Below are 12,311 nucleotides of genomic sequence, written 5' to 3'. Positions count from 1 at the left end.
GAAAAGACTATGGTCTTACAGATTTTTTCAGAGATTGCAGAAGGAAGCAGCAGGGCGACCCGAACCGCAGGTCGCCCACAGATAGATCACTTAGTTATTTTCTAACTTATCAGATACTTGCTGAAATAATTGGCTTACATGAGCAGCTGGAGCAGAGGTCAGCAGACTCACCAGCCAGGTCAGCAGCGCAGAAACAAAAACACCAGGGATCATGGCATAGAGGAAATCATTTAACTGTTTACCATCAATCTGGTAAGGGCTGTACGCCCAGAACAGTACAGTCAGAGCACCTGTTGTGATCCCCGCCAAAGCACCCCAGTGATTCATTCGCTTCCAGTAAAGACTCATTAGCACCACAGGACCAAAAGCTGCACCAAAACCAGCCCAGGCGTTGGCGACTAAACCTAAAATGGAGCTGTTGCTGTCCAGGGCAAGCAGGATGGCCACAAGAGCCACAGCAAAAACCGAAGCACGTCCAACCAATACCTGTAGTTTGTCACTGGCGTTTTTATGTAAAAAGGTTTTGAAAAAATCCTGAGTTAATGCGCTGGAGGTGACCAGAAGCTGAGAAGAGATGGTACTCATAATGGCCGCCAGAATAGCGGCTAATAACAAACCACCTACGAATGGATGGAACAACACCTGGGAGAGCAGAATAAAAATGGTTTCAGGGTCTTCCAGCTGTATTTTAGTTTGCTGAACATAAGCGATACCGACAAAACCTACCGCCATGGAGCCTAAAATGGAGATGATCATCCAGGACATACCAATACGACGTGCTGCTTTAAAGTCTGCTACCGAACGTATTGCCATAAAACGCACAATAATATGTGGCTGACCAAAATAACCTAAACCCCAGGCCAATAAGGAAATAATACCAAGTGCACTGGTGCCGGTGAATAAATCCAGATGTTTTGGATTCAGTTGCTCTATGGTGGTGAACAGCTGAGTGGGTTGGTCTAAAGCGCCAAAAGCGACCAATGGAACAGCAACCAAAGCCACGAACATGATAATGCCCTGCACGAAGTCAGTCATACTGACGGCCAGGAAACCACCTAATAAAGTGTAAGTAATGACCACACCAGCAGTCAGGAACAAACCAAATTCGTAATCCAGACCAAAAACTTCGTCAAATAATTTACCGCCAGCGACCATACCTGATGAGGTGTATAAGGTAAAAAACACTACTATGACGACGGCAGATACCAGACGTAATAACCGGGTCGGGTCGGAGAAACGATTTTCCAGATAGTCGGGCAGGGTGATGGAATCTTTTGCCAATTCAGTGTAAACCCGAAAACGAGGTGCCAGCAGTATGTAGTTCAGGTAAGCACCTATGACTAAACCAACACCAATCCAGATTTGGGATATACCAGCGACATACATAGCGCCTGGAACACCCATCAGTAACCAGCCACTCATATCAGAGGCACCAGCGGATAAAGCAGTAACGCCCGGGCCCAGTTTACGGCCACCTAACATATAGTCGGATAAGTTACTGCTGGATTGGCGGTAGGCGTACAGGCCTATTGCCAGCATAGATAAAAAATAAATGGATAAAGCTAAAATGGTTGCCGTGGCCACTGTGATTCTCCTGTTTTTTTTATAGTAGTTTTAAAGTGGTCGCATGCTATCAATAGCCATGGACTACAGCCAGTTTTTTTAGTCAGATAAACAGAGTGCTGCTGTCAATCACGGTTCACTTTTATTCCGGATACAATTCAGGCAGAGCGTTTTTGTCCTCAGATTTTTCCAGTGATAATTTTGACCAGCAAATCCATAACATTTTGCCTTGCCAGTTTTGTTGATCTTTTTGATACAGCTGCTGATTCAGCAACTGTAATTGCTCCGCGAAGTTTTCATCTTTGCACCAGTGCGCTAATTCGGTCAGTGAGGCAGGGGCTTTGCCAAATTGTTGCTGAGCCCACAACATCAGCCACTGTCTTGCCGGGCCCGCATCGTTGTTATGACAAGCTTGTTGTAGCTTTTTCGGATTGGCTTTGGCTGAAGCTGAACTTTGCACTCTGGTTTTTACGGCCAGGGCTCTTTTTGGTCTGAACCAAAGCAATGCAACCACAGAAAAAAGCCAGAGTGCACTGAGCACTGAACTGGTGTAATTCCATTGCCAAGGATTGTTTTCGGTGATCTCTGTGACTGACCCTGCTCCTTGTGAAGCAGGAACCACCACAGCTGCATTACTTTGTTGCGGCAGTTCAGGGTTTAGTTCTACCGTTAAACGCTTTTCCGGTAAGGTAGCGTAGTGCACTGAATTGGTTTTTTTATTCCACCATGGCAGCTTTACTTCAGGCAACACCAGTTCGCCTGTTTTGTTGGCAACCACAGCCATGCTAAAGACTTTTTGCGCCACCAGGGTGCCATTACGTTCTGCTTGTTTGGCCTGAGGCTGTTCTTTGTAGAGCTTCACACCATCAGGTGCGTTCAGAGGCAAGTCGGGCAACTGATGTTCTGCTACATCTAATGCAGTTAAGGTAATAGTACGGGTGACAGGTTCGCCTTGAGTTAACAGGTCGGTTGCCGGGCTCCACTCCTCATTTAAACTGACTAAATCTGCAATCAGCCAGTCGCCCGGAAAATGCTCTGGTCTGGGAGCGACTTCAATAGTTAAATCACTGGCTGTGGCACTGACCGCTTTGGTTTGAGCAAAATAATCATAACGGCCTGAATTTCTGTCCAGCATTTCGCCGCTGAGGGTGGAACCTGGCAGCACAAAAGTACCACTACGCTCGGGTATAAGCCGGTAGCGGCGGGTAAAAGTACGATAACGTTCGCCATTGACCAGTTCGCTGCCTTCTTTGTCTTTGCCCAGTTGTTCTATGCTCAGGCCATCCACTTTAGGTTCGCTGAGTGAACCTCGTTGTAAATCGCCCTGAAAAAAGATTTTCACGTCCAGATAGGCCAATTGCTGCACATACAGCTCACTGCTATCCAGGCTGCTTTGTAAAAACAGCACAGGGTCGTTGCTGTTTTGAGTCGAGGCTGAAGACTCTACGACCTGCACTTCAATAGCGGAGGAACTGATGTCCTCAATTTGAAAGGCCGGAATAACAAAAGTACCAGCTTTTTTGGCTTTTAATAATAAACGCCAGCTGGTGGTGCGGCTGGCCTTGCCATTGATGATCTGCATTTGCTGCCCCATAGAAGGGCCTTGCACTATAAAATGTTGATCCAGTACAGAAAAATCCGGTTGATGTGCCACCTGATCGTCAGCGACCAGTTCCAGCACTGCAGTTTCACCCAACAATAAAGGGTTTTTATCTAAAGATACTTTTAACTCAGTAAAAGCCCAGACCGGGCTACTTAGTATTAAAAATAAGCCTAACCACTGCTTTACCATTCTTCGACAACTCCGGCTGGTGGTTGATCATAACGACGTTTTTGATATTCAAGCGCCATCTTACGGCGTAATAACAAAGAAGGATCGTCTTGTACTTTGCGTAATAAATTATCCAGTTGCTGACTTTGTTCAGCGTTTGCATTAGGCCAGGCTTCAGAAATAGCTTTGTGTTGCTGTTGCTCTTCCTGCTGTTTTTCTGCCTCTTGTTTTGCTTGTTCAGTGGCTTGTTGCTGCTCTTGTAGCTGTTGCTCGCTTTGACCTGGCGCTTGATCTTTTTGAGACGCCGCATCATCAGCTTGCTGCTCCGACTGCTGTTCGGAAGATTGTTGCTCAGAGGATTGCTCATCAGACTGTTGTTGTGAAGATTGTGACCCTTCGCCTTGATCGTCGGATGATTCGCCTTGCTGCTGATCCTGCTCTTTGCCTTCACCTTGCTGCTGGTTTTGTTGTTGCTGTTGTTGCTGTTGTTGCTCCTGGGCTTTTTTCACCACATCTATATTTTGTCGGGCTTTATCAAGCTCCGGGTTTTTAGCCAGAGCCTGCTGATAGGCCTCAATGGCCTCTTCATATTTTTGCTGCTGGGCCAGGCTATTGCCAAGGTTATACCATGAGTCTGCATTGTCGAGCTTCCGGTAAGACTGCTCAGCTGCAGAGTAATCTCCGGCTTTATAGGCTGCATTGCCTTTCCACAGCGGGTCGTCAAAGTCTTGCCAGGCGCTGTTGTAATCTCCTTGTTGATAAGACTGCTGCGCTTTTTGACTTTTTGTTTGCCACAGGTCATTCCATTCAAAAGCTTCTGCTTTGGGTAAAAACAGCACCAGTACAAATACAGTCAAGGCGCCGCGTTTATGCAGCCACAAAGCCAGAGGTAACAGCAGCCAGACCAGATAAACGGCGTTGTCCTGCCATTGATCACCAAAAAGTTTTTGTTGCTCTTCGCTGTCAGTTTTTTTATCTAATGGCTTCAGGGCGAGCAAAGCTTCAACATCGCTTTCTTCAGAAGCTGCCACAGCAAAAACACCAGAGCGGAGTTCAGCCAGCTGCTGTAACTGTGTCAAAGGAACACGAGGTAAAACTATAGCGCCCTGGCGGTCTTTTAATAACTCACCATTACTTAAACGCACCGGTGCGCCTTGGGTGGTGCCAAAGGCCAGTACAGATAAACGATGCGGCCAATTGTCCATCAAATCACGTAAACGAGGGTAATCACCAGAGGCAAAGCCGTCGGTAAAAAGCACCACGTCTCCTTGCAGATAACCGCCTTGTTTGAGCAGCTGATCGGCCAGCAGCAGGGCGGCTTCAAGGTTGGAGCCTTGTACCGGCATAATATCGGGGCTCAGTTCAGGCAACAGCAACCGGACGTTATTGTGATCCTGAGTCAAAGGTGAAATCACAAAAGCATCGCCGGCAAAACTGACCAAAGCCAGTTCCCCTTCTTTTACACCATTGATATAGTCCAGCGCTTTAAAGCGGGCCTGAGTTAATCTGTCCGGTGCTAAGTCTGTTGCGCGCATCGACATCGACATATCCATCAAAATGACGGTGGCTTTTTTCAGTTGAAACACAGGCTGCGGCAACCTTTCCCAGCTAGGGCCAGCCAGGGCAATCACGCTAATGAGCCAGACGAGCAGCAGCAACCACAACTGCGGTTTTTGCTGCTGTGTGGCTGGCACTGTGAGTAATTCTTTTTGCAGATGCGGCGCTATCCAATGTTGCCATGCGCTTTGTGGCTGACGTAGTTTGGCAAACAAAAACCAAATCAACACAGCAGGCAAGATTAACCAAAAGTACTCTGGCCTTAACCAATGAAAATCAGCCCACATTTTTTATTCTCCCTGCAAAGCGCACCTGGCTTAAGGCAAGTAACACAGAACAAAACAAAGCGGCCAATAAAGGCCAATGTAAAAGGCTTTGCTGTGGACGATAGCTGATTTGGTCACGCTCTATCGGCTCTAACTGATCCAGCAATTTATAAATTTGTGCCAGTTCAGCTAAGTCGCGGGCGCGGAAATACTTACCGCCAGTTTCTTCTGCGATACGGGTCAGCAGCACTTCATCTAAATCCTGCGACGGGTTGATCAACTGACGGCCAAAAATGCTTTGTTGCACCATTTGTTCGGCACCCACGCCCACAGTGTACACTTTGACCCCTGCGGCTTTTGCCAGTTGTAAGGCTTCCATTGGCTGAATAACTCCAGCTGTGTTGGCGCCATCACTTAACAAAATCAGTACTTTGTTTGAGGTTTCATAAGTATTCAGCCGTTTAACGGCCAGACCTATGGCTTCACCTATGGCGGTACGTTCACCAACTAAACCCCGTACTGCTTCATCCAGCATGGTTTGAATAGTGGTTAAGTCATAGGTTAAAGGGGTTTGTTGATAAGCGGCATCACCAAACAAAATCAGACCAATACGGTCGCCTTTGCGCTTTTGAATAAAATCGCTGACCACCAGCTTCACGGCTTGCAGTCTGTCTATGCTCTGGCCCTGATGCTGCATATCACTGATCGCCATAGAGCCGGATAAATCCAGCGCTAACATCAGATCCCGGCCTTGTTGTGGCAAGGTGACAGTTTCACCCAGCCATCGAGGTTGAGTGGCGGCCAGCACTAAAAAACACCAACAGAGTAAAGCGAGTAAGGTTTTGACAGAGCGGGGCGCTTTACTTGTCAGGCCATGTCCCTGGCAGCCGGCTTTAATCAGGGCTTTGTGTGTTAAAGGGCTGCCTTGCTGCTGCGTTTTACGTCGCAGCAACAAAGGCAAAGGGAATAACAAAAACAACCAGGGGTAGCTGAATTCAAACATCAAAGCCGCTCCAGCTGTTTAACAGAAACTTTATGCAGCCAGGTTTCAGCAAATTGCCGATAAATGGCGAATTCAGCCTGATCCGATACCGATTGATACAGCACTTTCTGTAAATCAGGTAAAGGCTGTTGGGGTAATTGTTGTTGTAAAAACTCCTGCCAGTGTTTCACCGGAGCAGACAATACGCTATGACCCGGGCTGTAACAGCGCACCAGACGTTTCAGTAACTCATTCAGTTCAGCGCTCTGATCTGATGCTTTAATCAGCCGCAATTCTGCTTTAGCCTGACGCAAGGGCAAGGCTTTTTGCCATTTTTTCCAGAAAAAACGAAAGCCATAGGCCAAAAGTACAATCACCAGCACAGTCAGCAACCACCAGCCTGGGGCCGGTGGCCAGAAGGTGTTGAGCAGTGGCTCCTGAATATCAGCCAACGCCAGTTGGGGTTCAGTGTTCGCCATCAGGCCAACTCCTGTTTAATTGTTCAATCAAAGGCAAGGCTGCGCTTATTTCTAAATAGCGGCAGTTGAGCTTTTTTAAGTTCAATTGCAAAGCCTGTTGCCACTGGTGTTGCTGCTGCTTATAACTGTCTTTTAACAGGGAGGAACCTAAATCCAGGGTTTTTAGCTCCACACCATCTGTGACCGCCGCCAGACCCGAAGCAGACAAGGGCAGTTGCAGATCCAAAGGATCGGTAATATGCACACAACGAATTTCATTATGCTGGCGCATGGCCTGCAAATGGCGCAAGCCTTGTGCGTCAAGTGTGCTGAAATCTGAGATCACAAAAATAAGTGCACCTGGACGGGCTAAACGGCGCATTAAACCCAAAGCATGATTAATGTTGGACTCTGCCGCCATGCCCTGATGTTGCTGCACTTTAATCAGTGCATTTAAATACCTTAATACGGCCTGACTGCGCGCTGCAGGTTTAAGCTCCAGCAACTGCTGTTCACTGAATACAAGGCCACCGAGTTTGTCGCCGGTTTCCCGCACATGCCAGGCCAATAAGGCGGCTAAATGTGCAGCCTGAATCGACTTGAGCAGTAGTTGTGTACCAAAACGCATCGACTCAGATAAATCGGTCAGGATAAACACTGGCCGCTCTTTTTCTTCGCGGAATAATTTGGTGTGCACTTTGCCTGTGCGTGCAGTGACCCGCCAGTCGATGGTGCGCACATCATCACCGGGTTGGTAATGCCGTACTTCATCAAACTCCATACCCCGGCCTTTACTGCGGGCCAGATAGGAGCCAGCGAGCTTACTTTGAATAGCCATTTTAGGGGCTAAATCCAGCAAAGCATGATGACGCTGATAGGCCAACAACTGCGGTAAATCCAGATGGATACCGTCTGTGGCCAGTTGTTCAAGCTGAAGTTGGGTATTCATCAAAAATACATCAGGCTACAGGAACCAGTTTTAAAATCTCTCTGAGTACGTCATCTGTGCTTAAACCCTGAGCTTCAGCATCGTAGGTTAAGATCAGGCGATGACGTAACACATTAAAAAATACTGCCTGAATGTCATCCGGCGTAACAAAATCACGGCCTTCCAACCAGGCTTTAGCACGGGCACAACGCTCAAGTGCAATACTGGCGCGGGGGCTGGCGCCATAAGCTATCCATTTTGCCAGTTGCTCGCTGTAGGCTGCGGCATTGCGGGTCGCCATCACCAGCTGCACTATGTAGTTTTCCAGGCTTTCGGCCATATGCAGTTTTAAAATATCCTGACGGGCGGCAAAAATATCAGCCTGGCTGATAGGGCTGAGTTTGGTTTTTTCATGAGCTAAAGCTTCACCCCGGGTTAAACGTAAAATAGCCAGTTCTGTCGCTGCATCCGGATAATCCACTTTGAGGTGCAATAAAAAACGGTCCAGCTGGGCTTCAGGCAAAGGATAAGTACCTTCCTGCTCCAGCGGGTTTTGGGTTGCCATCACTAAAAACAACTCGGGCAAGGCGTAGGTTTTGCGACCTACGGTAATTTGTTTTTCCGCCATAGCTTCTAACAAGGCCGACTGCACTTTAGCAGGAGCGCGGTTAATCTCGTCGGCCAGAATAATATGGTGAAACAAAGGGCCAGCCTGAAACTCAAATTGCCCGGTTTCAGGGCGGTAAATATCTGTGCCTGTTAAATCGGCGGGTAATAAATCCGGCGTAAACTGAATGCGGTGAAAACGACCTTCCACCCCATGTGCCAACGCATTGACTGCTCTGGTTTTAGCTAAACCCGGTGGGCCTTCTACCAGTAAATGACCATTGGCCAACAATGCCAACAAAATACCCTCGGTCAGCGCATGCTGGCCTAAGACCTGACTGTCCAGGTAATCCTTTAAAGCGGAGAATGCCTTTACCATAATACCTACTACTGTTTTTTAGTTATCGTCGTCAGTTAAACCCTTTGTACTTGAAGCTGCAGCTTTGTTGACTGCGTGCTCTCGCCCCTGTCACATAGCTAAACTATGCTCCCGGGGTCTCACGCTCTTGTTGCCTCTCTGCAACTCCAATTACTTTGGGTATATTGTTGTTTATTTTCCAAGCAGTTAGCTCAAAAAAAAGCTAGGCTAAGACCACTTGCTTTTATATAAGGTTCAGTTGCTTTTAAAACAAGTGTTTTAATTTACCTAATCTCTGGTTACAATCAAAAACATCTACAGGTCAGACCTGTCACGAGTCACACTAAGAGGATTGTCCATGGCTGCGCCACTACAACTTACCACACGTCAGGGAGACCGTATCGCCATAGTGCGTGGTCTGCGTACTCCATTTGCTAAACAAGCGACCGAATTCCATGGCGTTTCAGCGCTGGAACTTGGCAAGCTGGTGGTCAACGAATTGCTGATCCGTAGCGAATTGTCGCCCAAGTTAATAGATCAACTGGTTTTTGGTCAAGTTGTACAAATGCCGGAAGCACCAAACATTGCCCGTGAAATCGTGTTAGGCACAGGCATGAATGTGCATACAGATGCCTTCAGCGTTACCCGTGCTTGTGCTACCAGCTTCCAGTCTGTAGTTAGTGTGGCCGAAAGCATGATGGCTGGAGTCACAGAAATCGCTATTGCTGGTGGTGCAGACTCAAGCTCTGTTTTACCTATTGGTGTCAGCAAAAAATTAGGCCGTGCTTTGGTGGATTTAAACAAAGCCAAAACTTTTGGCCAAAAACTGGCGATTTTCCGCCGCTTAGGTTTAAAAGATTTATTACCAGTACCTCCTGCAGTGGCTGAATACACCACTGGTTTGTCGATGGGTGATACCGCTGAACAAATGGCCAAAACTCATGGTATCAGCCGTGCTGATCAGGATGCGATGGCACACCGTTCACATAGCTTAGCGGCGCAAGCCTGGAAAGATGGTTTATTAAAAGATGAAGTGATGGCCGCTCATATTGAGCCGTACAAAACCTTCCTTGAAATCGATAACAATATTCGTATGGATTCCAAACTGGAATCGTACAGCAAGTTAAAGCCTGTATTTGACCGTCAGTTTGGTACTGTCACAGCGGCCACCAGCACCCCTTTAACAGACGGTGCATCCGCTGTACTGATGATGACCGAAAGCCGTGCTAAAGCCATGGGCTATGAAGTGCTGGGTTATATCCGCAGCTATGCTTTTGCCGCCATTGATGTGTGGGAAGATATGCTGATGGGCCCATCCTATGCGACTCCTATTGCTTTGGACCGTGCCGGTCTGAAACTGTCAGACTTAACCCTGATTGAAATGCATGAAGCTTTTGCTGCTCAGGCGCTGGCCAATATGAAAATGTTTGGCAGCAAGAAATTTGCTGAAGAAAAGCTGGGTCGCGCTGAAGCCATAGGTGAAATTGATATGGCGAAATTTAACGTCATAGGTGGCTCTTTAGCTTATGGCCATCCTTTTGCGGCAACAGGCACCCGCTTAATCACTCAAACCTTAAATGAATTAAAACGTCGTGGTGGTGGTATTGGTTTAACCACGGCTTGTGCTGCAGGTGGTTTAGGCGCAGCCATGATAGTGGAGACTGAATAATGAGCCAGCCGACTCTCGATACAAAATCAACTTTTAGCTTAAGCATTCGCCCTGATCAGATTGGTGTCATTAGCATGGATGTGGCAGGCGAGAGCATGAATGTGCTCAAGGCTGCTTTTGCTGATGAAATTAAATCTTTGCTCAGTGAAATAAAAAACAATAAAGACATCAAAGGTTTAGTTATTATCAGTGGCAAGCCGGATTCCTTTATCGCCGGTGCTGATATTTCTATGCTGGATGGTTGCACTACAGCACAGCAAGCCGAAGATATTGGCCGCATGGGTCAATTGGTGTTTAACCAGCTCGAAGCTTTATCTATTCCTTTAGTGGCTGCTATTCATGGCCCTTGTTTAGGTGGTGGTTTAGAACTGGCGTTAGCCTGTCATGCCCGTGTTGCGACTACAGACAACAAAACTGTCCTGGGTTTACCTGAAGTGCAGCTGGGTTTATTGCCTGGCAGCGGTGGTACTCAGCGTTTACCTCGTCTGGTTGGTATTCAAAAAGCTTTGGATATGATTTTAACCGGCAAGCAGCTGCGTGCTGCTCAGGCAAAAAAAATCGGTTTAGTCGATGCCGTGGTCCCTAAAAGTATTTTGCTGGAGGCCGCAGTGCAGTTGGCGCTGAAAGGCAAACCGGCAGCTCGTGACGTCAAACTGAACTTTGTGGGTAAAGTGCTGGAAAAAACACCTTTTGGCCGCGCCATCGTGTTTAGTCAGGCAGAAAAACAAACTTTAGCTAAAACTCATGGCAATTACCCGGCACCGCTTAAAATCCTTAAGGCGATTAAAGCCGGCGTGGATGGCGGTTTTAATAAAGGTCTGGATGTGGAAGCCAAAGCTTTTGGTGAGCTTTGCATGACCAGCGAGTCCAAAGCCTTACGTTCATTATTTTTTGCCACCACTCAGATGAAAAAAGAGACTGGTGCAGGGGATGTGGTGCCACGTAAAGTGCACAAAGCAGCTATTTTAGGCGGCGGTCTGATGGGCGGTGGTATCGCCAATGTCACTGCGACTAAAGCAGGTGTGCCGGTGCGGATTAAAGATATCAGCCAGCAGGGTATTTCCAATGCAATGAAATACAGCTACAGCCTGCTGGAGAAAAAGCTGCGTAAGCGTTTTGTCACTAAGACTGAAGTGCAAAAGCAAATGTCCTTGCTGACGGGTACGACAGATTACAGCGGTTTCCATGATGTGGATTTAGTGGTGGAAGCTGTATTTGAAGACTTAAACTTAAAACAGCAAATGGTCGCCGATATCGAAACCAATTGCTCAGAACATACTGTTTTTGCCAGTAACACCAGTTCATTGCCAATAGGCCAAATTGCGGCTAAAGCGGCCCGGCCTGAAAATGTGATTGGTCTGCATTACTTCTCTCCTGTGGATAAAATGCCATTGGTTGAAGTCATAGCGCATGACAAAACTTCGGCTGAAACTATTGCAACTACTGTGGCATTTGCCCGTAAGCAAGGCAAAACGCCTATCGTTGTTAAAGATGGCGCAGGTTTTTACGTTAACCGTATTCTGGCACTGTATATGAACGAAGCGGCCAATATACTGCTCGAAGGTGAACCTGTGGAAGCGCTGGATAAAGCGCTGGTGAAATTTGGTTTCCCTGTAGGTCCTATTACCTTGCTCGATGAAGTGGGTATAGACGTAGGCGCAAAAATCTCCCCAATTCTGCTGAAAGAACTGGGGGAGCGTTTTGCCGCACCAGCAGCCTTTGACCGTTTATTGGCCGATGGCCGTAAAGGCCGTAAAGCTGAAAAAGGTTTTTATCTGTACGGTGCCAAAGCTAAGGGCAAAAAGCAGGTGGATGCTTCGGTGTATACCATACTGGGTTTAAATCCTGCGGCTAAGTTGGGCGGCGATCAAATAGCGCTGCGCTGCGTGGTGCAAATGCTGAACGAAGCCGTGCGCTGCTTAGAAGAAGGAATTATCAGCAGTGCCCGCGATGGTGATATAGGTGCCATCTTTGGCATCGGCTTCCCGCCGTTTCTCGGCGGCCCGTTCCGCTACATCGACCAAATGGGTGCTGCCACTTTAGTAGCGCATCTGCGTAGCTTTGAGAGCCGTTTTGGTGCACGTTTTGCCCCAAGCAAGCTGTTGCTGGAAAAAGCAGAACAAAATACCACTTTCTATTAAGCCATCCTTTGC

Annotated in this window: 9 protein-coding genes; 2 read left to right on the top strand and 7 right to left on the bottom strand. The window is 47.5% G+C overall.

All coding sequences use genetic code 11. The annotated features are described in order from the left end of the window. Window positions 1-90: 90 nt before the first annotated feature. The 7 genes from putP to RHEIN_RS04850 form a co-directional block, all read right to left on the bottom strand. The gene (gene putP, locus RHEIN_RS04880; RefSeq protein ID WP_008897864.1) at window positions 91-1,584 is read right to left on the bottom strand and encodes a sodium/proline symporter PutP; all 1,494 of its coding nucleotides are present in this window, start codon (window positions 1,582-1,584) and stop codon (window positions 91-93) included. A 121-nt stretch (window positions 1,585-1,705) separates the two neighbouring features. Beyond that, complete coding sequence (locus tag RHEIN_RS04875) at window positions 1,706-3,355, bottom strand: BatD family protein (RefSeq protein ID WP_008897863.1); 1,650 nt, start codon at window positions 3,353-3,355, stop codon at window positions 1,706-1,708. Further along, a complete protein-coding gene (locus RHEIN_RS04870; protein WP_008897862.1) occupies window positions 3,349-5,178 on the bottom strand; it encodes a VWA domain-containing protein in 1,830 nt (609 codons plus the stop codon). Before RHEIN_RS04870 ends, RHEIN_RS04875 begins: the two co-directional genes overlap by 7 nt. Next, window positions 5,168-6,160, bottom strand: coding sequence for a vWA domain-containing protein (locus RHEIN_RS04865; RefSeq protein ID WP_008897861.1), 993 nt, complete (start codon window positions 6,158-6,160; stop codon window positions 5,168-5,170). Before RHEIN_RS04865 ends, RHEIN_RS04870 begins: the two co-directional genes overlap by 11 nt. Then, window positions 6,160-6,618: a DUF4381 domain-containing protein gene (locus RHEIN_RS20300; RefSeq protein ID WP_008897860.1), complete on the bottom strand. Its 459-nt coding sequence runs from the start codon at window positions 6,616-6,618 to the stop codon at window positions 6,160-6,162. The genes RHEIN_RS04865 and RHEIN_RS20300 overlap by 1 nt, the downstream gene beginning before the upstream one ends. Further along, window positions 6,605-7,546, bottom strand: a complete 942-nt coding sequence (locus RHEIN_RS04855; RefSeq protein ID WP_008897859.1) for a DUF58 domain-containing protein — start codon at window positions 7,544-7,546, stop codon at window positions 6,605-6,607. Before RHEIN_RS04855 ends, RHEIN_RS20300 begins: the two co-directional genes overlap by 14 nt. Before the next feature lie 10 nt (window positions 7,547-7,556). After that, window positions 7,557-8,510 carry an AAA family ATPase gene (locus RHEIN_RS04850; protein WP_008897858.1) on the bottom strand — a complete coding sequence of 318 codons (954 nt, stop codon included), beginning with the start codon at window positions 8,508-8,510 and terminating at the stop codon, window positions 7,557-7,559. Between the two features lie 337 nt (window positions 8,511-8,847). Between RHEIN_RS04850 and fadI the strand changes: the two genes are divergently transcribed. Together fadI and fadJ are read left to right on the top strand one after the other, a co-directional pair. Further along, complete coding sequence (fadI, locus tag RHEIN_RS04845; protein ID WP_008897857.1) at window positions 8,848-10,158, top strand: acetyl-CoA C-acyltransferase FadI; 1,311 nt, start codon at window positions 8,848-8,850, stop codon at window positions 10,156-10,158. Beyond that, complete coding sequence (gene fadJ, locus RHEIN_RS04840; RefSeq protein WP_008897856.1) at window positions 10,158-12,299, top strand: fatty acid oxidation complex subunit alpha FadJ; 2,142 nt, start codon at window positions 10,158-10,160, stop codon at window positions 12,297-12,299. Before fadI ends, fadJ begins: the two co-directional genes overlap by 1 nt. The last annotated feature ends 12 nt before the right edge of the window (window positions 12,300-12,311 follow it).

It is taken from the genome of Rheinheimera sp. A13L (assembly GCF_000217935.1).
Classification (GTDB): Bacteria; Pseudomonadota; Gammaproteobacteria; order Enterobacterales; family Alteromonadaceae; genus Pararheinheimera.
The sequence above is the reverse complement of the archived record's forward strand: the minus strand, read 5'-3'. Positions and strand labels throughout refer to the sequence as shown.

What these genes read in the sequence shown, in the direction of transcription:
- RHEIN_RS04875 (WP_008897863.1), bottom strand. Translation starts at nt 3,355, where the DNA reads ATGGTAAAGCAGTGGTTAGGCTTATTTTTAATACTAAGTAGCCCGGTC.
- RHEIN_RS04870 (WP_008897862.1), bottom strand. Translation starts at nt 5,178, where the DNA reads ATGTGGGCTGATTTTCATTGGTTAAGGCCAGAGTACTTTTGGTTAATC.
- RHEIN_RS04865 (WP_008897861.1), bottom strand. Translation starts at nt 6,160, where the DNA reads ATGTTTGAATTCAGCTACCCCTGGTTGTTTTTGTTATTCCCTTTGCCT.
- RHEIN_RS20300 (WP_008897860.1), bottom strand. Translation starts at nt 6,618, where the DNA reads ATGGCGAACACTGAACCCCAACTGGCGTTGGCTGATATTCAGGAGCCA.
- RHEIN_RS04855 (WP_008897859.1), bottom strand. Translation starts at nt 7,546, where the DNA reads ATGAATACCCAACTTCAGCTTGAACAACTGGCCACAGACGGTATCCAT.
- RHEIN_RS04850 (WP_008897858.1), bottom strand. Translation starts at nt 8,510, where the DNA reads ATGGTAAAGGCATTCTCCGCTTTAAAGGATTACCTGGACAGTCAGGTC.
- fadI (WP_008897857.1), top strand. Translation starts at nt 8,848, where the DNA reads ATGGCTGCGCCACTACAACTTACCACACGTCAGGGAGACCGTATCGCC.
- fadJ (WP_008897856.1), top strand. Translation starts at nt 10,158, where the DNA reads ATGAGCCAGCCGACTCTCGATACAAAATCAACTTTTAGCTTAAGCATT.